The 19,388-nt window shown below is 75.0% G+C and carries 18 protein-coding genes, 1 other RNA gene and 1 pseudogene; 9 read left to right on the forward strand and 11 right to left on the reverse strand.

The window, feature by feature from the left end; genetic code table 11:
* Nucleotides 1-346 precede the first annotated feature (346 nt).
* Entirely contained in the window at nucleotides 347-1,606 is a 1,260-nt protein-coding gene (locus GBN72_RS18750) for an MFS transporter (protein WP_151772999.1), read from the reverse strand.
* 73 nt (nucleotides 1,607-1,679) lie between these two features.
* Between GBN72_RS18750 and GBN72_RS18755 the strand changes: the two genes are divergently transcribed.
* Nucleotides 1,680-2,465, forward strand: a complete 786-nt coding sequence (locus tag GBN72_RS18755; protein ID WP_151773000.1) for a DeoR/GlpR family DNA-binding transcription regulator — start codon at nucleotides 1,680-1,682, stop codon at nucleotides 2,463-2,465.
* A gap of 79 nt (nucleotides 2,466-2,544) precedes the next feature.
* On the opposite strand, the gene rnpB is transcribed toward GBN72_RS18755, so the two are convergent.
* Both rnpB and GBN72_RS18765 read right to left on the reverse strand, forming a co-directional pair.
* An RNA gene (gene rnpB, locus GBN72_RS18760) (RNase P RNA component class A) lies at nucleotides 2,545-2,952 on the reverse strand.
* A 67-nt stretch (nucleotides 2,953-3,019) separates the two neighbouring features.
* Nucleotides 3,020-3,589, reverse strand: coding sequence for a Uma2 family endonuclease (locus GBN72_RS18765; RefSeq protein WP_151773311.1), 570 nt, complete (start codon nucleotides 3,587-3,589; stop codon nucleotides 3,020-3,022).
* A gap of 182 nt (nucleotides 3,590-3,771) precedes the next feature.
* Here GBN72_RS18765 and yaaA point away from each other — a divergent pair, with 182 nt between their 5' ends.
* Nucleotides 3,772-4,572: a peroxide stress protein YaaA gene (gene yaaA / locus GBN72_RS18770; RefSeq protein WP_151773001.1), complete on the forward strand. Its 801-nt coding sequence runs from the start codon at nucleotides 3,772-3,774 to the stop codon at nucleotides 4,570-4,572.
* Nucleotides 4,573-4,735: 163 nt separating this feature from the next.
* A complete protein-coding gene (locus GBN72_RS18780) occupies nucleotides 4,736-5,095 on the forward strand; it encodes a 5-carboxymethyl-2-hydroxymuconate Delta-isomerase (protein ID WP_151773002.1) in 360 nt (119 codons plus the stop codon).
* Nucleotides 5,096-5,133: 38 nt separating this feature from the next.
* On the opposite strand, the gene GBN72_RS18785 is transcribed toward GBN72_RS18780, so the two are convergent.
* From GBN72_RS18785 to GBN72_RS18795, 3 genes are read right to left on the reverse strand one after another with little or no spacing between them, the layout of a single operon-like run.
* A complete protein-coding gene (locus tag GBN72_RS18785; protein ID WP_151773003.1) occupies nucleotides 5,134-6,411 on the reverse strand; it encodes a bifunctional RNase H/acid phosphatase in 1,278 nt (425 codons plus the stop codon).
* A 28-nt stretch (nucleotides 6,412-6,439) separates the two neighbouring features.
* Entirely contained in the window at nucleotides 6,440-7,183 is a 744-nt protein-coding gene (locus GBN72_RS18790; RefSeq protein ID WP_151773004.1) for a zinc ribbon domain-containing protein, read from the reverse strand.
* A 24-nt stretch (nucleotides 7,184-7,207) separates the two neighbouring features.
* Nucleotides 7,208-8,047: a Nif3-like dinuclear metal center hexameric protein gene (locus GBN72_RS18795; RefSeq protein ID WP_151773005.1), complete on the reverse strand. Its 840-nt coding sequence runs from the start codon at nucleotides 8,045-8,047 to the stop codon at nucleotides 7,208-7,210.
* A 681-nt stretch (nucleotides 8,048-8,728) separates the two neighbouring features.
* Here GBN72_RS18795 and GBN72_RS18800 point away from each other — a divergent pair.
* The 6 genes and pseudogenes from GBN72_RS18800 (at nucleotide 8,729) to GBN72_RS18825 (ending at nucleotide 13,675) form a co-directional block, all read left to right on the forward strand.
* Entirely contained in the window at nucleotides 8,729-9,976 is a 1,248-nt protein-coding gene (locus GBN72_RS18800) for a hypothetical protein (protein ID WP_246212632.1), read from the forward strand.
* A 46-nt stretch (nucleotides 9,977-10,022) separates the two neighbouring features.
* On the forward strand, nucleotides 10,023-10,445 hold the full coding sequence (locus GBN72_RS18805; RefSeq protein ID WP_151773006.1) for an ankyrin repeat domain-containing protein: 423 nt from the start codon (nucleotides 10,023-10,025) through the stop codon (nucleotides 10,443-10,445).
* A 73-nt stretch (nucleotides 10,446-10,518) separates the two neighbouring features.
* Nucleotides 10,519-10,941: pseudogene (locus GBN72_RS18810) on the forward strand (response regulator); the annotation flags it as partial.
* A 200-nt stretch (nucleotides 10,942-11,141) separates the two neighbouring features.
* Nucleotides 11,142-11,798, forward strand: a complete 657-nt coding sequence (locus GBN72_RS18815) for a class I SAM-dependent methyltransferase (RefSeq protein ID WP_151773007.1) — start codon at nucleotides 11,142-11,144, stop codon at nucleotides 11,796-11,798.
* A 34-nt stretch (nucleotides 11,799-11,832) separates the two neighbouring features.
* Nucleotides 11,833-12,789 carry an N-acetylmuramoyl-L-alanine amidase gene (locus tag GBN72_RS18820; RefSeq protein WP_151773008.1) on the forward strand — a complete coding sequence of 319 codons (957 nt, stop codon included), beginning with the start codon at nucleotides 11,833-11,835 and terminating at the stop codon, nucleotides 12,787-12,789.
* 118 nt (nucleotides 12,790-12,907) lie between these two features.
* Nucleotides 12,908-13,675 (forward strand): DUF5336 domain-containing protein, encoded by a 768-nt coding sequence (locus GBN72_RS18825; protein ID WP_174887160.1) that lies wholly within the window; start codon nucleotides 12,908-12,910, stop codon nucleotides 13,673-13,675.
* 71 nt (nucleotides 13,676-13,746) lie between these two features.
* On the opposite strand, the gene GBN72_RS18830 is transcribed toward GBN72_RS18825, so the two are convergent.
* From GBN72_RS18830 to GBN72_RS18850, 5 genes are all read right to left on the reverse strand, one after another.
* Nucleotides 13,747-14,397, reverse strand: coding sequence for a hypothetical protein (locus tag GBN72_RS18830; protein ID WP_151773009.1), 651 nt, complete (start codon nucleotides 14,395-14,397; stop codon nucleotides 13,747-13,749).
* Between the two features lie 743 nt (nucleotides 14,398-15,140).
* Nucleotides 15,141-16,229, reverse strand: coding sequence for a prenyltransferase/squalene oxidase repeat-containing protein (locus tag GBN72_RS18835; RefSeq protein ID WP_151773010.1), 1,089 nt, complete (start codon nucleotides 16,227-16,229; stop codon nucleotides 15,141-15,143).
* Nucleotides 16,226-17,035, reverse strand: coding sequence for a class I SAM-dependent methyltransferase (locus tag GBN72_RS18840; RefSeq protein WP_246212633.1), 810 nt, complete (start codon nucleotides 17,033-17,035; stop codon nucleotides 16,226-16,228). The genes GBN72_RS18835 and GBN72_RS18840 overlap by 4 nt, the downstream gene beginning before the upstream one ends.
* Complete coding sequence (locus tag GBN72_RS18845; RefSeq protein WP_151773314.1) at nucleotides 17,029-18,369, reverse strand: glycosyltransferase family 4 protein; 1,341 nt, start codon at nucleotides 18,367-18,369, stop codon at nucleotides 17,029-17,031. The genes GBN72_RS18840 and GBN72_RS18845 overlap by 7 nt, the downstream gene beginning before the upstream one ends.
* Nucleotides 18,370-18,625: 256 nt before the next feature.
* On the reverse strand, nucleotides 18,626-19,315 hold the full coding sequence (locus GBN72_RS18850) for a phosphotransferase (protein WP_151773011.1): 690 nt from the start codon (nucleotides 19,313-19,315) through the stop codon (nucleotides 18,626-18,628).
* Nucleotides 19,316-19,388: the final 73 nt, after the last annotated feature.

The following is a 19,388-nucleotide window of genomic DNA, read 5'->3' on the forward strand; positions in this document are numbered from 1 at the left end:
CCCGTCAGCACGTCTCCGTCAGCACGTCTCCGTCGGCACGTCCGTCAGCACATCCTGGAGCCTCGCCATGCCCGGTCCCACCCACGACGACGCCGCGCCGGCCATCGACACCAGCAGGCCGCATCCCGCGCGGATGTACTGACCGGCACCCCGAGCTGGGCGAGCCGGTACCCGGCCAGGAGGGCATCGTCAGCGGCAGCTACGTGGCGGTGGCCCGCGAGAACTGACGCGCCCCACCCCCGATGGGTCCGGCGCGGCGTGCGGGGGGCCGACGGAGTGGCGTGCCCGCTTTCCTCGGCCTGAGCACGAAGAACCGGGCACGCCGACGGACGGGCCCCCGTCGGTGTCAGCGCGTCACCGGCGGCCCTTCGGGCTGCGGGACCGCGCCGGGCTCCGCCCCCGCGTCCCTTGCATCCTCCGCGCCCCCCGCCGCTTGCCGCGGCTTCAGGATCCCCGCCGCGCAGGCCGCCGCCACACAGCACGCGACGGGGAGCAGCAGCGCCAGGTTGAGCGGCACGAAGTGGGTGAGCCAGCCGATGACGGCCGGGCCCGCGAGCATGCCGAGGTAGCCGAGGCCCGCGACCCGGGAGACGTTGGCCCCGGCGGAGCTGTGGTCGGCGTGGCCCGCCGCGCTGAAGAGCTGCGGGATGCAGCCGGACAGGCCGGCGCCGAAGACGGCCCAGCCGGCCAGCGCGAGGCCGGTCCAGGGCGACAGCGCGGCCACCAGCAGGCCGAGCGCGGCCACGGCGCCGCCGTAGCGGAGGACGGCGACGTCCCCGACGCGCGCGGCGACCCGGTCGGTGAGGAACCGGCCGATGGTCATGGTGGTGGCGAAGGCGCCGTAGGCGAGGGCCGCGGTGGGGGCGGAGGCGCCGAGCACGCTGCTCAGGTGCAGGACGCTCCAGTCGTTGGCGACGCCCTCGGCCAGCATCATCGCGAACGCGAGCACGGCCATGGCCCAGATCCGCGCGGGGGTGGCCGCCTTCCGCCGGCCGCCGGCTGCGGCCCCGCCGCCGTCCTCGGCCGCCGCCTTCACGGCGGGACGCGGTTCCGGTGCCAGCAACGCCGGGGCGGCCAGCCCGGTGACGACCAGCCCGACGACCGCGGCCGTGCCGAGCGTCTGGGCGGGGCTCCAGTCGGCGCCGAGGGCGCGGGCGCCGGCCAGCGCGGCGAGGACCCCGCCGAGGGAGAAGGTGGCGTGGAAGGCCGACATGACCGGCCGCCGCAGCGCGTGCTCCACCTGCACGGCGTGCGTGTTCATGCTGACGTCCAGGCAGCCGTTGCCCACGCCGAACACGAACAGGGCCGCGCCGAGCGTCCAGGTGCCGGTGGCCAGCCCCGGCAGGACCAGGGCCGCGCTGCACAGCGCGGCACTGGCGGGTACGACCACGCGCGACCCGAAGCGGTCGGCGAGCGGCCCGACCACGCGCATTCCCGCGAAGGCGCCCGCCGCCAGCAGCAGGAGCAGTCCGCCCAGCACGGCGTGACTGATGCCGGCCCGGCGCTCCACGTCGGGGATCTGTGTGATCCACATGCCCAGCAGGGTGCCGTTGAGGGTGAAGTAGGCGAAGGTGGCCAGCCGTGCGGCGCGTAGCTTCCGATCCATGGCGCGAACGTATCTCACATAGTTGATGTTTGAAAGATTGCCTTTCGCTCATCCGGGATGTTCAATGACCGGCGTGGGCAACACGGAGAGACTGCGGCGGATCACCGACGCCGTGCGTCGCGCGGGCAACCTCGGGATCGCCGAACTGGCCGCGCTGACCGGGGCGTCGGAGATGACGGTCCGCCGCGATCTGGAGGTCCTCGCCGAGCAGGGCGTCCTCGAGCGGTACCGCGGCGGGGCGCGGAGCCTGCTGCTGCGCGGCGACGAGCCCCCGTTCGCCCTGCGGGCGCAGGAAGGGCTGGAGGCGAAGCGGCGGATCGCCGCCGAGGTGGCGGGGCTGATCGCCGACGGCGAGTCGGTCGTCGTCGACAGCGGTACGACCTGCCTGGAGGTGGCCCGGGCGCTGCAGGGCAGGCGGGTGACGGTCATGCCGCTGTCCCTCCAGGCGGTCAACGCGCTGGCGGAGCCGTCCGCCCACGCGGCGTCCGGCCGGGCGACGACGCTGCTGGTCCCCGGCGGCCGCCCGCGCCCCGGCGAGGGGGCCCTGACCGGCCCGCTGACCCGGGCCTCGCTCGCGGCACTGCGGTTCGACACCGCGGTGATCGGCTGCTGCGGGCTCAACGCGGCGCAGGGGCTGACGGCGTACGACCTGGACGACGCCGACGTGAAGCGCACGGCGATCGCCTCCGCCCGCCGCGTCGTCGCCGCCGCCGAGGGCGCCAAGCTCCACCGCACCGCCCTGGCCTTCGTCGCCCCGGCCACCGCGCTGCACGCGGTGGTCACCGATGCGTCCGCCCCCGCCGCCGAGCGGGAGGCGCTCTCCGCGGCGGGCGTCACCGTCCGGACGGTGGAGCCGTAGCGGTGGCATGGCAGTAACCGCGCAAAACCCGCGCAAAACGGCCCTGACCCGGGAGAATCCCAGGTCAGGGCCGTGATGGCAGACGAGTCGGGCTGTACGCCGGGTTCTGTTCCCCCAGGTCCTCGCGGACCTCGGGGCGACGGCCATCCATCTACGACCGGCGTTGCCACCGGCCTCCAGCGGTCCACCCGCGGACTCGGGCGGGCAGCCCTCGATCGTCCGCGCAGGGCGCCCTCCTCGCGGAGGGAGCCCTTCTTGACCTTGCTCCAGGTGGGGTTTACCTAGCTGCCCAGGTCACCCTGGGCACTGGTGGTCTCTTACACCACCGTTTCACCCTTACCGAGGACCGAGATCCCCGGCGGTCTGCTTTCTGTGGCACTGTCCCGCGGGTCACCCCGGGTGGCCGTTAGCCACCACCCTGCCCTGTGGAGCCCGGACGTTCCTCGGGAGCGCCCTGAGGCACTCACGCGGCCGCCCGCCCGGCTCGTCTGCCGTGGGGACCATGCTACCGGGCGGGGCGCCCCGCTCCGACCGTGCGGGCGCGGGCGCGACGGTCAGAGGAAGGCGGCCGTGTCCAGGTCGAAGCAGAACGGTTCGGGCAGCGGCATGGGGTTGCCGAAGGGGCCCTTGCGGGCCTGCAGGTAGTCGTCGCCCTCAGGGTCGCTGAAGAGGGTCAGCGAGGAGGAGTCGCGGTCCACCAGCAGGTAGAAAGGGACGCCGCCACGGGCGTAACAGCGCCGCTTGGACTCCCGGTCGGCCACCGCGCGGGAGGAGGTCACCTCGACGACCATGGCCACACCCTCGCACGGCATCCAGGGCTCGGCTCCCCGGAACAGACGGAGAGAGGTCGGCGCGAAGGTCGCGTCCGGGATCGCGTGGTTCTTCGGGCAGGCCCCGCCGCTGTTGAGCTTCAGCCCCTTGCGCCCGGAGAACTGCATGGGCGTGCGCGAACGCGCCTTCACCTGCGTGAGGATCAGGTCGATGTAGTCCTCGTGATCCCCGTCGGGCGGTGGCGTCACGACGATCTCCCCCTCGATCAGCTCGGCCCGGAAGCCCTCCGGGGTGTCCAGGGCGAGGAAGCCTTCGAGCACGACGTCACTGTGCGTGAGCGGCTCGTGTGCCATGGCGGTCATGTCACGCCCTCCGTTCGGTCGCTCGCCAGAGTCGGACATGCGCTGATCACCGTCCAGGAGATCGAGGTGTCTTACCTCGATCGTGGCACAGAGCGGCAGCTCCGCACCACGGAACGCGGCGCGGGGCGCGCGTCGTAGGCTGGCCGGGTTCCGCGACACCGAAGGAGTCCCCCGTGCTCGTCCTGCTGCCCCCTTCCGAAGGCAAGGCGCCGTCCGGTGACGGCGCGCCGGTGCGGCTGGAGTCGTTGTCGCTGCCGGCGCTGGGCGCTGCCCGGCGGGCGGTGCTGGAGGAGCTGGTCGAGCTGTGCTCCGGGGACGAGGAGAAGGCCCGGGAGGTGCTCGGGCTGAGCGAGGGGCTGCGCGGGGAGGTCGGCAAGAACGCCGGGCTGCTGACGGCGGGGGCCCGGCCGGCCGGCGAGATCTACACGGGCGTGCTGTACGACGCGCTGGGGCTCGGCACGCTGGACGCGGCGGCCCGGCGGGGCGCCGCGCGGCAGCTGCTGGTCTTCTCCGGGCTGTGGGGCGCGGTCGGGGTGGCCGACGCGATCCCCTCGTACCGGTGCTCGATGGGCGTGAAGCTGCCGGGCGCGGGCGCGCTGGCCGCGCACTGGCGGGCGCCGATGGCCGCGGCGATGCCTGAGGCCGCCGGGGACGGCCTGGTGCTGGACCTGCGGTCGTCGGCGTACGCCGCCGCGTGGAAGCCGAAGGGCGAGGTCGCGGGCCGGACGGCCACCGTGCGGGTGCTGCACGCGCAGCTGGTGGACGGCGTGGAGAAGCGTTCCGTGGTGAGCCACTTCAACAAGGCGACCAAGGGCCGGATCGTCCGCGCCCTGCTTTCGGACGGCGCGGACCCGCGGGGTCCGGCGGAGCTGGTGGAGGCGCTGCGGGACCTGGGGCACACGGTGGAGGCCGAGCCCCCGGCGAAGGCCGGCAGGCCGTGGGCGCTGGACGTGGTCGTCCGGGAGATCCACTAGACCCGGGAGCTCCACCAGGTCCGGAAGATCCGCCGGGTCCAGGGGATCCGGCAGATCCGGCAGCTTCGCCGGGTCCGGGGGATCCGCCGGTCCGTCACCGGCCGGACGTCCGATGGGAGAGGATGCCGGAGCCAGAGAGTTCCGTCCTGACAGGGGGCATCCGATGCCGCACATCACCGTCGACCACTCCGGGTCGCTGACCGCGTCCTTCGACCGTCCGGGCTTCGCCCGCGCACTGCACCCGCTGGTCGCGGAGATCGCCAAGACCTCCGCCGCCGGCTGCAAGACCCGCTTCCGCCGCGTCGACGAGACGTTCGTGGCCGACGGGGCCCCCGAGCACGCGGTGATACACGTCGACGTCGCGCTCAAGCCGGGCCGCACCGGGGCGGTCAAGGCGGAGCTGACCGAGGCCGTGCTCGCACTGCTGCTCAAGCACGTGGCGCCCACGCCCGGCGTGACGGTGCACGCCAGCGTGGACCTGCGCGAGCTCGACGACGCGTACGCCAAGCACATCGTGGAGTAGGGCACCCTGGCGTGGGCCACGCCACCCGGCGCCGGCGCCTACCGCAGGTGTGAGGTGTCGTTGAAGAGGCGGAGGCTGGCGTTGCCGTCGGCGTAGTGCGCCACGGCGGAGATCGACGCCGCCGAGAGCTCCATGCGGAACAGCGACTCCGGCGGGGCACCCAGGGCCAGGCGGACCAGGGTCTTGATGGGCGTCACATGCGTGACGAGGAGGACCGTGCGGCCCGCGTGGGCGGCGATCAGGCGGTCACGGGCCTCCTCGACGCGGACGGCGGTCGCCTCGAAGCTCTCGCCGCCGCCGGTGGGGCGGGCGGCGGGAGAGGCCAGCCAGGCGTTGAGGTCCTCGGGGTGGCGGTCCATGACCTCGGCGAAGGTCAGGCCCTCCCAGGCACCGAAGTCGGTCTCGCGCAGCCCTTCGTCGACGGTGACGTCGAGGCCGAGGCGGTCCGCGACCACGGCGGCGGTCTCCCGGGTGCGGGCCAGCGGGGAGCTGATGATCGCCTGCACGGTGCCCCTGGCGGCGAGCAGTCCGGCGGCACGCCGGGCCTGCTCCAGGCCCGCCTCGGAGAGCGACGGGTTCGTGCCGCCACTGCCGGAGAAACGCTTCTGCGGGGTCAGCGGGGTCTCGCCGTGGCGGAGCAGCACGAAGGTGGCGGGGGCGCCCAGGTCGGGGGCCGACCAGCCCTGGCCGCGGGCCGGTTCGGCAGGACGCGCGGCGGCGGCTGCCGCGGCGGCGGCTACCGCAGGGGCGGTCCCGGCGGCGCCCGCCTCGGCGCCGGTCGCCTCCGCGGGCGTGGCGGGCCGGACGGCCGTGTTGGCAGCCGCGCGCAGGTCGGCGAGGTGCTTCTCGGTGGGGGCCGGACGGCCGGACGGCATCCACGCCTCGCCGCGCGCGCCGGCGTCCATGGCCTCGTTGGCGAGCCGGTCGGCGTGCTTGTTCTCCTTGCGCGGGATCCACTCGTAGGTGACCCGCTCGGGCGGCAGCAGCTCGCGCGCCCGCTCGGCGAGCGGGGCGAGGCCGGGGTGCTTGATCTTCCAGCGGCCGGACATCTGCTCGACGACCAGCTTGGAGTCCATCCGGACCCGGACCGCCACCTCCTCGCCCGCCGCCAGTTCCCCGGCGGCGAGCTCGCGCACGGCGCGCAGCCCGGCGAGCAGACCGCTGTACTCGGCCACGTTGTTGGTGGTGACGCCCAGGTACTCCGCGGCCTCGGCGAGCACCTCGCCGGTCGCCGCGTCGGCCACCACCGCGCCGTAGCCGGCGGGTCCGGGGTTGCCCCTGGACCCGCCGTCGGCCTCGATCACGAACTCCCGCACGAGCGCCGCCCCCTTGCCGTTCTCCGGCCTAGAGGCCCGACTCGGAGGTGCGGACCAGGATGCGGCGGCAGTTCTCGCACCGCACCACCGTGTCCGGGGCCGCGGCGCGGACCTCGTTGACCTCGGTGATGTTGAGCTCCAGCTGGCAGCCCTCGCAGCGGCGCTGGTAGAGGCGCGCGGCGCCGACCCCGCCCTGCTGCTCGCGCAGCTTCTCGTACAGCTTGAGCAGGTCGGCCGGCACGGAGGCGGAGACGACCTGGCGCTCCTTGGTCACGGAGCCGCTCTCGCCGTCGAGTTCGCCGAAGGCGGCGTCACGGCGGGCCGTGGCGTCGTCGAGCTTCGCCTGGACGGCGGCGACGCGCTCGTCGAGTTCCGCGACGCGGGCCTGGGCGGACTCGCGGCGCTCCATCACCTCGAGGACGACGTCCTCCAGGTCGCCCTGGCGCTTGGCCAGCGAGGTGATCTCGCGCTGGAGGTTCTCCAGGTCCTTCGGGGAGGACACGGCGCCGGAGTCGAGACGCTGCTGGTCGCGGGCGGCGCGCTTGCGGACCTGGTCGACGTCCTGCTCGGCCTTGGTCTGCTCGCGGGCGCAGTCGCTCTCCTCGGTCTGCGCGGCCACCAGCAGGTCACGCAGCTGCGAGAGGTCCTTGGTCAGCGACTCGATCTCGGCGTGCTCGGGCAGCGAGCGCCGCTTGTGGGCCAGCTGCTGGAGGCGGATGTCCAGGGCCTGGACGTCGAGGAGACGGATCTGGTCGGCGGGCGCGGCGTTCAGTTGGGGGCTCCAGGAAGGGTGAGGTCAGTGGGTGGGGTGGGCGGACGCCGCGTGGGCGGTCCAGGGGTCGGTGACCGTCGCGGACACGTGGACCCGCAGGTCCCAGCCGTGGCGCTCGGAGATCTCGTCGAGCTGGGCGGCGGCCAGCTGGCACCAGGGCCACTCGGTCGCCCAGTGCGCCGCGTCGAGCAGCGCGAGGGGGCTGTGGGCACGGGCCTCGCTCACCGGGTGGTGGCGCAGGTCCGCGGTGAGGAAGGCGTCGACGCCCGCGGCGCGGACGTCGTCGAAGAGGCTGTCCCCCGAGCCGCCGCTGACGGCGACGGTGCGGATCCGCGCCTCGGGGTCGCCGGCCACCCGGACGCCCTGCGCGGTGGCGGGCAGGCTCTCGGCGGCGCGGGCGGCGAACTCCCGCAGCGTGAGGGGGACTTCGAGTTCACAGACCCGGCCGAGGCCACGTCGGCCGGCCGGGTCGTCGCGGTCCGGCACCAGGGGCCGCAGCACGCGCAGACCGAGGGCGCCGGCCAGGGCGTCGGAGACGCCGGGGTCGGCCTTGTCGGCGTTGGTGTGCGCCACGTGGAGGGCGATGTCGTTCTTGATCAGGTCGTGCACCACACGGCCCTTGAAGGTGGACGCCGCGACGGTCGTCGTCCCGCGCAGGTAGAGCGGGTGGTGGGTGACCAGCAGTCCGGCGCCGAGCTTCACGGCCTCGTCGACGATCTCCTGGACCGGGTCGACCGCGAAGAGCACGCGGGTGACCTCCTGGTCCGGGTCGCCCACGACGGTGCCGACGGCGTCCCAGGACTCGGCGCGCTCGGCGGGCCAGAGGTTCTCCAGGGCGGCGATGACTTCAGACAGACGGGGCACGGGGGCAAGGCTACCTGGCCGCCGGTGGCCACGGACCCACCGGCGGTGGAGCAGCACAAGGGCGCGCGGCGGGACGGAGGAACGACGGGACGGCCACACGTACGGGTGAAGCGGGGGCAGGGGGCTCATCCGGCCGCGCGTACGAACCTAGGTTTCGTCACTGGAGGTGACCCGAGGATGACAGCCTGTGCCTCCCCCAGGCTTTCCACTGCGGTCGAGCCGGGGGCTTCGGGGGACGACGACGTGACCAGAACCGACGTGACCAGTACGGATGTGGGCGCCCAGGGGGCGCAGGAACGCGGGACGGCCGGGCCTCCGGCGGTCCCGGCCGCGGCGCCGCCCTACGTGCTGGCGGTCGCCCCCGCCGCACCGGGGGCGGCGAGCCCCGGCGCGGTTCCCCCGCCCGAGGGCGCACGGGGGGTGCGGACGGCTCCGCCCCCGGCGGCCGGGGCCCCGGCCGCGCCGGGACCGGAGCGGGGCCCGCGGGCGACCACGCCCACGCCGGCCGCACCGCCTGCCGCACCGCCCGCCGCACCGCCCGCCGCACCGCCGGACGGCGTCCGCGGGGCCGGGCCGGCCGCGGCGGTGCGCCCGGCCGGGGCCGCTCCGCCGCCGCGGACCTCCCCTGTGTCCGCGCCCCGTGCCGCACGGCCCGCGGACGCCGCCGGAGGGGACCGGCCCGTGCCCACGCCCCGCGCCGTGCGCGGCATGCGCCCCGTGGTCCTGAGGAACGCGGAGGCCGCCGCGCGCCCCGCCGTGCCGGCGGGCCCCGCGGGGGAAACGTCTCCGCGCGCCGCGTCCCGGTGGGTCCGCGAGGCGACGCCGCCGCGGCCCGCCGCCCCGTACGCGCCGCCGCCCCCGCCGGACTGCGTCCTCACCCGGGACGGCACCTACGCGGCGCGGCTGACGCTCGCCGCGGACGGCGAGTCCTGGCTGCCCGAGCGGTGGGCCCTCGGCGGGCCGGAGCCGTACGTGGTGCCGCTGCCCGGGAACCAGCCGGAGGAGCCGGACGCCGAGGTCCAGCCGATGGGCGACGGCCGGGTGCTGATCCACCGCAGGGCGGGCACGCGGCACGTGTTCTCCCTGCTCTACCCAACCGGCCCGGGCACCGGTGAGCTGGCCGCCGGCTCGGTGGAGTGCCCGGACGGCGAGACGCTGCGGCTGCTCCCGCCCGCGCCCGGCGGCCGGCGCGCCTTCGCGGTGGCGGTGAGCCCCGGCGGGTCCACGGCGGTGTGGCTGGTGGCGGGCGGCCCGTGCGGCCCGGAGCACCTGGGCGAGGTCCGGGGCCGCTGCTCCGGCGGCGTCTGGCTGGACCGCGAGGGCCGGATGCTCGCCCTGGACCGTGAGGCGGGCGGCCGCACCAAGACCGTGGTGGTGGACCTGGAGCGCGGCTGCGAGGTGTCGCCGCTGCTGCAGATCTCGGCGGAGAGCGACGACCGCCTGCTGATGGCCGATCCGGACAGCGGGCTGTTGCTGATCCGCTCGGACGCGCCGTCCCCGGGCCTGCACCGGCTCGGCTGGGGTGTGCTGGGGTCGTCGCTGCCGGTGCGGTTCCCGGAGGGACTGCGTCCCGCGGAGTGCGTGATGACGCCCTTCGCGATCCAGCCGGGCCAGGTGCTGACGCCGGAGGCGTGCGCGGTGGCGTTGCGGGTGGACGGCGTGGGCGGCAGCTGGATCGGGCTGTGGCGGCCCTCGGACCGCCGGGTGTGGCACGTGGCCGCGCCGACCGGGTGGCTGACGGGAGCCGGGGGGTGGACCAGGGAGGGCGTGCTGCGGCTGCCGTACGCGACGCGGGAGGAGCCGTGCGGCCTGGCGTCGGTGGAGGGGCCGCCGGCGGAGGTACCCGCCGGGGCCCCGCCGGCCGGGCCCGCCCCGGTCCGTCCGGTCCCGCTCCAGCAGTCCCCCCTCGCGGTGGGCGCCGCGGGCTGACTCCTTCCGGCCCGTCCCGGCGCTGCGCTGCCCTACCCTGCGGACCGTGAACCGGCGGAAGAGGAAGAGACTCGCCCGTGCCCTGGTCGAGGCGGCGGGCGGGGAGCAGGAGGCGCGGGTCGCCGCGCTGCTGCGCGCCGGGGCCGACCCGGACGGGCGGGACGCCGAGGGCACGACGGCGCTGTACGCGGCGTCGGTGCAGGGCGCCGCCGCGGTGGCGGGGCGGCTGCTGGAGGCGGGAGCCGTGCCCGACCTGGAGAGCGCCGGGTGGGGCGCGGAGGGCACCCCGTTGTGCGCCGCCGCCTGCTGGGGCCACGACGACACGGTCCGGGTGCTGCTGGCCCACGGCGCCGATCCCGCACTGCGCGAGGACGGTGGCTCCGGGCTCACGCCGCTGGAGTGGGCGGAGCGCGGCCCGTACCCGCGAACCGTCCGGCTGCTGCGCGAGGCGAGCCCCGCGCGGCCGTGATCTCACCCGTCCGGCGGACACGCTCACCCGTCCGGCGGACCACCGCCGCCCCTACGCTGAGCCCGTGAACGAGATGCCGCCGGACCACCGGCCCGCCCGGTCGGTCCGTCTCCTGCTCGCCGAGGACACCCGCACCGCACGCGGCGGACTGCCGATGCTGCTGGAGATGGAGCCGGACCTGAAGGTGGTGGTGCGGGCCTCGTCCGGCGACCAGGTGGTGCACGCGGTCCTCACCCACCGTCCCGACGTGGCGCTGCTCGACATCGACCTCCCCGGCCGCGGCGGGCTGGACCTGGCCGCCGAGCTGACCGCGCAGGCCCCCGACTGCCGGGTGGTGATCCTGGCGACGGCGGGCCGCCCCGAGTACCTGCGCCGCGCGCTGGCCGCGGGCGCGGCGGGGTTCCTCATCAAGGACGGCCCGGTCGGCGAACTGGCCTCGGCCGTCCGCCGGGTGCTCACCGGCGAGACGGTGGTCGACCCGGCGCTGGCCGCCGCCCTGCGCCGGGACCAGGGCTGACCGGGGCGGACGGCTCCCTCTCCGCCGCCCCGGGCGATCACCGGCGCGGCCCGTACGGCAGCATGGGCGCGCATCACCGCGGTACCGCGGACCACCTTCACGGTGGCCCACCGCGCGCCCTCGTGCCCGCGCGCGCCGCCCGGCACCGCACCGGCACGCACCACCCCCGAGGAGGCCCCATGTCCGCGTCCGCCGAACCCGCGCCCGAGGTCCTGGCGGCGTTCGAGGCCGCCAAGGGCTTCATGCCCGTGGACGAGGGCCTCGCCCTGTACGAGGCCGCCGCCCAGGCGGCCCGCCTGGGCCTGCCGCTGCTGGAGGTGGGCACCTACTGCGGGCGTTCCACGATCCTGCTGGCGGACGCCGCCCGCCGTGCCGGGGTCGTCGCGCTCACCGTGGACCACCACCGGGGCAGCGAGGAGCAGCAGCCCGGCTGGGACTACCACGACCCGCAGACGGTGGACCCTGAGATCGGGCTGATGGACACCCTGCCGGCCTTCCGCCGCACCCTGCACCGGGCCGGGCTGGAGGAGCACGTGGTGGCGATGGTCGGCCGTTCGCCGCAGGTGGCGGCGGTGTGGGGGGCGCCGCTGGGCCTGGTCTTCGTGGACGGCGGGCACACCGACGAGCACGCGAACGCCGACTACGAGGGCTGGGCGCCGCACGTGGCCGAGGGCGGACTGCTGGTGATCCACGACGTCTTCCCGGTGAAGCTCGACGAGTTCACCGGCCAGGCCCCGTACCGCGTGTACCTGAGGGCGCTGGCGTCGGGGGCGTTCACCGAGGTCTCGGCGACCGGCACGCTGCGGGTTCTGCGGCGGACCGGGCCGGGGGTCTGAGACCCGGCCGGGCTCGCCCCGTTAGGCTCGCCCCGTGTCGTACGCAGGTCCGGAATTCGATCCCCGTCCGTCGCCGCCCTCCCGGCGCGGCCGCCGCGCGCTGCTCGCCGCCCTGGTGGTGGCGCTGGCCGCCGCCGGGGTGGCCGTCCAGCGGGTGGTGAGCGGTGACGGGGACGGTTCGCGGGCCGCCGCCTCCGCGTCGCCCGACTCCCCGGCCACGCCCGGCGGTTCCCCGGAAGCGCCCTCGAAGTCCCCCTCCACGTCCGGCACTTCCTCCCCGTCCGCCGCGTCCACGGCCAAGCCCCCTGCGCGGTCGGGGCCGTTGAAGGGCAAGGTCGTGGTGATCGACCCGGGTCACAACACCGGGAACGCGGCGCACACCGCCGAGATCAACCGCACCGTGCGGATCGGCAACGGCGCCAAGGAGTGCGACACCACCGGCACCGCCACCAACGCCGGTTACGCGGAGGCCAGGTTCACCCTGGACGTGTCGCGGAGGCTGCGCGCCCTGCTCGAACAGCAGGGTGCCACCGTGAAGTTGACCCAGGACGGTGACCGCCCGTGGGGTCCCTGCATCGACGAGCGGGCGCGGATCGGCAACGAGGCGGAGGCGGACGCGGTGGTCTCGGTGCACGCCGACGGCTCCGCGGCGGGCGCCCGCGGCTTCCACGTGATCCTGCCCGGCCCGGTCACCGGCGGCGGCGCCGACACCCGGGGCATCGTCGCGCCCTCCCGCGAGCTGGGAGAACGCATCGCGGGCAACTTCGTGCGGGCCACCGGCAGCGCGCCCTCCGACTATGTGGGCGACGGCACCGGTCTGGTCACGCGGAAGGATCTGGGCGGTCTCAATCTGTCGAAGGTCCCCAAAGTGTTCATCGAGTGCGGCAACATGCGGAACAGCAAGGACGCGGCGCTGCTGACCAGCGGCGCGTGGCGTCAGAAGGCCGCGCAGGGCATTTCCGGCGGAATCGTGGGTTTCCTGCGCGGGTGAGCGTCGGACGTGCGTGGACCGGCCCACCGGGTGCCCGCGGTGACGGTGCGGACGATAGGGTCCATCCCGCGGCAGAGCCCGGCACGACACGACGACACGAGACGACGAAGGACTTGTAGTGAACATCCGCTCCCTCACTCGGGGCGACGGCGTGGTGATCGGAGCAGCGCTGTTGCTGTTCATCGCGTCGTTCCTCGACATCGCCGACCTCGGGACCAACGACTACGGCTTCGAGTCCCCCTCCGCCTGGGGACACCTGCCCCTCGCCCTGGGCGTCTTCCTGGGCGGCGTGATCGGCGCGGCGTTGATCGTCGTCAACCGGTGCCTGCCCCAGCCCCGCAAGGTGGCCGGCCACGACCTCGGCACCGTCGGCGTGGCCTTCACGGTCTTCGCGTTCTGGTACCTGCTGTGGCAGCTGCTGGACTCCGAGGGCAGCGCCGGCGCGGGCCTGATCCTCGGGTTCATCGCCGCGCTGCTGCTGGCCGGCGCCGCGGTCGCCGGGAGCCTGGTGCCCGCGCTGCAGGCGCCCCTGATCAACGCCACGCCGCGTCCGGCGGCGCCGCAGCCGTACGGCGCGCAGCCGCCGAACGGGTACGGCTACCCGGGGGCGCAGCAGCAGCCGCAGCCCTACGGCGGTCAGCCGCAGCAGGGCGGCACGCCCGCCCCCGCGCAGCAGCAGGCGGGGCCGGAGTTCTCGCCGTTCTGGTTCGCCGTGCCGACGCCGCGGGCGCTGTACGCGGAGGACGGTTCGCCGACGCAGATCGCCGAGCTGGCGCCGGGCGTCTGGTACCTGGCGGTCGACCAGCGGGGTCCGGGTCTGGTCGCGCAGACCCAGGACGGGCGTCGTGGTCTGCTGCAGGACGCCTCGGGCATCCAGCGGGGCTGACGGCTCGCGTCCCTCGTGACCAGGGCCCCCGCCGTCCGGCGGGGGCCTTCGTCGTGCCGCGCGCCGTGCCGTTACGGCGCGCCCTGCAGCTCTCCGGCGGAGGGCACCTTGTCGGTGACCTCGGCGCCGGCGGACTTCCCGGCGTCCTTGACGTCGTTGATGATGCTGTCGAAGTTGCCGACGATCTCGTCGGTGTTGTCGCCGCTGCGGAGCTGCTTGGGCAGGTCCTTCATCTTCTCGATGCCCTCTTCGAGCGGGGCGACGGCCTTCGCCAGGGTGGGGTCGCCCTTGGCGTTGTCGATCGCCGCCTTGAGGCGGTTGTACGCGAAGACGCCGGCGAGGCCGGCCTTGACCAGGGAGATGCGGCGGCCGTCGGCGCCCTTCTTGAAGCTCCCGGCGCGGAACGGCTTGACGATCCACTGGTAGGTGGCGCCCGCGGCGAGGCCGGCGTTCACGACGAAGCGGGTCTTGGCGAACTTCTGTTTCTCGGCGGAGGTGGTGGGGGTGGGCTCGGCTCGTGTCCGCCCCACCTGGGACGCCTCGGCCCTCATCTGCGCCATCGCCTCGGCTTCCAGGGCCTGCGCGCTCGCCCGCGGGTTGACCCGGGTGTCCGCCTGCGGCGAGGAGGTGGTGGGCTCGCTGCTGCCGCAGCCGGTCGCGCCGGCGACGAGGGCGCAGCAGAGGGTCACGGCGAGTGCGAGACGGCGTAGCGAAACGGGCATGGGTCTGCCTCCGGGGGAGTTGGGCGGTCCTCTCCCCGCAGCGTCACCCACCCCTTGGCCCCGGGCGACCGCTGTACCCCCGTCCGGGTACGCCCCCACCACCGTCCCCCCGCGTGCACCCGGCGCCCGCCCGAACGCGGCGCGCGAATCACCCCCTCCCGTGCTCCGACCAGCCCCGCCGCCGCGCGGTCCCCTGCCCCCACCCGTTCCGACCGCGGGCAACCGTGCCGCCGGGACGGTGCGCCGGCCGTGCCCCTTCCGTCTGCGGGCGCCGCGCCACCGTGCGGCCCCCCGACCCGACCCGTCCCCGCCTGCGGGCAGTCGTGCCGCTGGGGCGGCACGGGTGGGCGCAGGCCTCGCGTACGCACGTGACGGCTCGCTCCGCGGAACGTAAGCCCCTTGGGAAGGGGGCGGGTCGGGGGATGAACAGTGCTGTCCGCCGAGGTCCGGCTTGGGCGCGCCGCAGTGAGGTCACGTGCGTAAGGTGCAGCCTGCTTGGGCCTGGTGGAGCGGACCGCTTGCCGCGAGGGCGCCGCCCTGCGCCCGCCCTCCCCCAAGCTCTCGGCTTCGCTCGAGCAGGGGGGACCCCCATCGCCCCCTGGGCGGCCCAGCCGCCCGCAGAGGGGTCGGGCAAGCGCCCGCAAGGGGTCGGGCAGGCGCGCCCGCAGGGGGCGTGGAGGCGCGCGCAGGACGGTGGGGCAGGCGTGCGCAGGACGGTCAGGCGGGCTTCCGCGGGGGTGGGGTCAGGCTGCTTCGGGGGTGGGGTCGCAGCAGTCGGGGGCGAGGCCCCGGGGGAGGCGGTCGCCGCCGAAGACGGCGCAGGTCGCCTCGTGCCCCCCGAGCGCGGCGACAGCCAGCAGCAACGACCCCGCCGTCCAGCTCGTCAGCTCCGCCGGCCAGATCGCGCCGTCGTCGAAGACCAGCCCCGTCCAGTACAGCCCGGACTCCTCGTCCCGCAGGTGCTGCACGGCCTGGAGGATCTCCAGCGCGCGGTCGGACTCCCCCGCCGCCCACAGCGCGAGCGCGAGTTCGCAGGACTCGCCCCCGGTGACCCACGGGTTGGGGACGACGCACCGCACGCCCTTCCCGGGCACCACGAACTCGTCCCACCGGGAGGCGATCCGCTCCCGCGCCTCGGCGCCCTCCATGGCCCCGCCCAGGACGGGGTAGTACCAGTCCATGGAGTACCGGCTCTTGTCGAGGAACCGCTCGGGGTGCAGCCGGATGGCGTGCCGCAGCGCGCCCGCCGCCAGCTCCCAGTCGGGCTGCGGCTCCTCCAGCTGCTCGGCGACCGCGAGCGCGCACCGCAGCGCGTGGTGGATGGAGGAGCTGCCGGTCAGCAGCGCGTCGTCCACCGCCGTGCCGTCGTCCTCGCGCTTCCAGCCGATCTGCCCGCCCGGCTGCTGGAGCCGCAGCACGAACTCGACGGCCGCGTACACGACCGGCCACATGCGGTCGAGGAAGGTGTCGTCGCCGGTGGACAGGTAGTGGTGCCAGACGCCGACCGCGACGTAGGCGACGAAGTTGGACTCGCGGGAGCGGTCGGTGACCTCGTCGTGGGCGCCGTCGGCGTAGGCGGCGTACCAGGAGCCGTCCTCGTTCTGGTGGCGGGCCAGCCACAGGTAGGCGCGTTCGGCGGCCTCGTGCTCGCCGGCCGCGTCGAGGGCCATCGCGGCCTCGGTGTGGTCCCACGGGTCGAGGTGGTGGCCGCGGAACCACGGGATGGCGCCGTCGTCGCGCTGCACGGCGAGCAGGCCGCGCACGGTGGCGGCGGCCTGCTCGGGGGTGAGCACCCCGGGAAGGACGAGGTGCTCGGTACGCGGGGTGGTCACTTCGGGTCCGTCCCGAAGGCTCCGGAGGTCTCGGGGTCCTCGGCGGATCCGGCGGTCCCGGCGGCGACGGCAGCCCCGGCGGCGACGGCCGGCAGGTGCGGCTTGGTCGCGTAGGCCACGAAGCTCTTGCCCATGACGGGGTTGAGGGCGCGCTCGGCGACCCGGGTGGCCAGCGGCTTCTTCATGATGTCCCAGACCAGCAGCTTGTGGTATGCCCGCACCGGCAGCGCCTTGTCGTTGTCCACGCCGAAGGCGCACTTCAGCCACCAGTAGGGCGAGTGCAGCGCGTGCGCGTGGTGGGAGCCGTAGGGGCGCAGGCCGGCCTCACGCATCTTGGCGAGCAGCTCGTGCGCCCTGTAGATACGGATGTGGCCGCCCTCGACCTCGTGGTAGGCGTCGGAGAGCGCCCAGCAGACCTTCTCCGGCCCGTAGCGCGGCACGGTGACGGCGATCCGCCCGCCCGGCTTGAGGACGCGGACCATCTCGGCGAGGACGCCCTTGTCGTCGGGGATGTGCTCCATCACCTCGGAGATGATGACGACGTCGAACGAGGCGTCCGGGAACGGCAGGTTGAGCGCGTCTCCCTCCATGGCGGTGGCGGTGGCGCCGGCCGGGGCCTCACCGGCCTCCTTCATGGCGGCGAACCACTTGGCGACCTCGCGGATCTCCTCGCCGTTGCGGTCCAGGGCGACGACCTGGGCGCCGCGCTTGTAGCACTCGAAGGCGTGCCGGCCGCCGCCGCACCCGAGGTCCAGGACACGGTCGCCCGGGGCGAGCGGGAACCGGGAGAAGTCGACGGTCAGCACGGGGTCCTGCTTTCGCGGTTGTGGCCGGTGGTGGGGGTGGGAGCGGCGGACCGGTCACGGCCCGGCCGCCGGCGTTCGACGGCCTCGCGGTAGTGGGCGACGGTGCCCTCGGCGGCGCGCTTCCAGGTGAAGCGTTCCAGGACGCGGGCGCGGCCGGCGGTGCCGAGGCGGGCGCGCAGCTCCGGGTCGTCGAGGAGGCGGCCGAGGGCGGCGGCGAGCGCTCCGGCGTCACCGGGCGGCACGGCCAGGCAGGTCTCGCCGTCGGTGCCGGCGACCTCGGGGATGGCGCCGCCGGTGGTGGCGACCAGCGGGGTGCCGGTGGCCATGGCCTCGGCGGCGGGCAGCGAGAAGCCCTCGTAGAGCGAGGGCACGCAGGCGACCTCGGCGGAGCGGACCAGGTCGACGAGCTCGGCGTCGGTGATGCCCTTGACGAACTCGACGGCGCCCTCGAGGCCGTAGCGCTCGATGGCCTGGGCGACGGGACCGTCCTCGGCGCGCCGGCCGACGACGACCAGGTGGGCGTCGGGCTGTTCGGTGCGCAGCTTGGCGAGCGCCTCGACGAGGAAGACCAGGCCCTTCAGGGGCACGTCGGCGCTGGAGGTGGTGACGATCCGGCCGGGCACCCGGGGGGTCGACGGGTCGGGCGAGAACAGTTCGGTGTCGGCGCCGATGTGCACGACGTGCACCCGCTCGGGGCGGACGCCGAGGTGGTCGACGATCTCCTGCCGGGAGGTGCCGGAGACGGTGAGCACGGAGGGCAGGCGGCGGGCGACCCGCTTCTGCATCCGGGTGAAGGCGTACCAGCGGCGCACCGACAGGCGGCGTTTCCAGTCGTCGGCGGCGTCGAGCTCGAGCTGCCGGTCGACGGTGATGGGGTGGTGGACGGTGGTCACCAGGGGCGCGCCGAGGTCGCCGAGCTGGCCGTAGCCGAGGGTCTGGTTGTCGTGGACGACGTCGAAGTCGCCGCGGCGGGCGCGCAGCAGGCGGCGGGCGCGCAGCGAGAAGGTGAGCGGCTCGGGGAAGCCGCCGGTCCACATGGTGGAGACCTCGAGGGTGTCGATCCAGTCCCGGTACTCCTCGCGGCGCGGGGTGCGGAACGGGTCGGGCTGGCGGTACAGGTCGAGGCTGGGCAGCTCGGTCAGGGAGAGCCCGGCGAGGTCCTCGCCCTCGTCGAGGACCGGGTACGGCTGGGAGCCGATCACCTCCACGGTGTGGCCGAGCCGGGCCAGTTCGCGGGACAGGTGGCGCACGTAGACACCCTGTCCGCCGCAGAACGGGTTGCCCTTGTAGGTGAGGAGCGCGATGCGCAGAGCCGGCTGACCGTCGGCGGCCATGGCCTCAGCGGTCACTCTCGGCCCCCTTCTCCTGAACTGTCCCGCGAGGTTACGTCGCGGCGGCTACCAGCAACAAGTCTCGGACGATCACCGGCGATCACTGTTGATCACGCAACGGCGGTCCGAATCTACCCGCTGGTAGCGGCACTGTGGGAAGTCTGCCAGGTGATGCTCGCCACGGCATCGGCGGCCCGACGTCCCTGCTGACGTGGGGAGATGTCCGGATCCCGACGTGCCCGAGCGGCCGCCGGCGGACTCAGGCCGGCTGGAGCCCGGCCACTTCCCGGACGGTGGCCCCGGCCTGGCCGAGGAGGGCGATCTCACGCTCCGTCATGGCCGGGTCGGCCGCCCGCAGCCGGAGCGCCTCGCCGAGCTCCTCCGCGGTCGGACGTGCGGCGGCGGGGTCGCCGAGCAGCGTCGCCAGCACTTCCCGTGCCGGTCCGGCGTGCTGGGTGTTCGCGGCGCCGGCCTGGGCGACGATCACCGCGGTCATCGCCCGGTCGAGTCCGGGGCGCCCCTCGCCGGCGTTCGCCCAGTCGATGACCCGGGGGCCCGCGGAGGTGAGGATGACGTTCTCGGGGTGCAGGTCCAGGTGGAGGATGCGCTCCTCCGGGTCCGCCGACCGCCTGGCCGGCACCGCGTGCAGCCGGGCGAGCAGCAGGGAGAGCATCGCGCCCGCCTCCCGGGGCGTGATCAGTCCGGCGAACAGCGCGCCCGCCATCGTGGGACCGTCGAGCCGTTCCAGGACCAGGTCGGTGCCGCAGGGCGTCTCACCCTCCGCCGCCGGACGGACCAGCGGCACGGGGAAGCCGCACCCGTGGAGGTAGGTCATCAGATTCCGCTCGGCCTCCGTGTCGCCGACGGCGGCGTCGCGGTACCTGCGCAGGACCCACCGCTCGTCGACCACGTACACGTCGGCAGTGCGGCCGACCCCGATCAGCACCATTCGCGAAATCCTGCCGGACCGTCCGGCCCGGGTCGAGGGCCTCTTGGCCCTGTTTGCCCTCGCCATGGCCGGA

The sequence above is a fragment of the Streptomyces abyssomicinicus genome, from assembly GCF_008974245.1.
In the GTDB taxonomy this organism is placed as follows: domain Bacteria; phylum Actinomycetota; class Actinomycetes; order Streptomycetales; family Streptomycetaceae; genus Streptomyces; species Streptomyces abyssomicinicus.

What these genes read in the sequence shown, in the direction of transcription:
- GBN72_RS18750 (WP_151772999.1), bottom strand. Translation starts at nt 1,606, where the DNA reads ATGGATCGGAAGCTACGCGCCGCACGGCTGGCCACCTTCGCCTACTTC.
- GBN72_RS18765 (WP_151773311.1), bottom strand. Translation starts at nt 3,589, where the DNA reads ATGGCACACGAGCCGCTCACGCACAGTGACGTCGTGCTCGAAGGCTTC.
- GBN72_RS18780 (WP_151773002.1), top strand. Translation starts at nt 4,736, where the DNA reads ATGCCGCACATCACCGTCGACCACTCCGGGTCGCTGACCGCGTCCTTC.
- GBN72_RS18815 (WP_151773007.1), top strand. Translation starts at nt 11,142, where the DNA reads ATGTCCGCGTCCGCCGAACCCGCGCCCGAGGTCCTGGCGGCGTTCGAG.
- GBN72_RS18830 (WP_151773009.1), bottom strand. Translation starts at nt 14,397, where the DNA reads ATGCCCGTTTCGCTACGCCGTCTCGCACTCGCCGTGACCCTCTGCTGC.
- GBN72_RS18845 (WP_151773314.1), bottom strand. Translation starts at nt 18,369, where the DNA reads ATGGCCGCCGACGGTCAGCCGGCTCTGCGCATCGCGCTCCTCACCTAC.
- GBN72_RS18850 (WP_151773011.1), bottom strand. Translation starts at nt 19,315, where the DNA reads ATGGTGCTGATCGGGGTCGGCCGCACTGCCGACGTGTACGTGGTCGAC.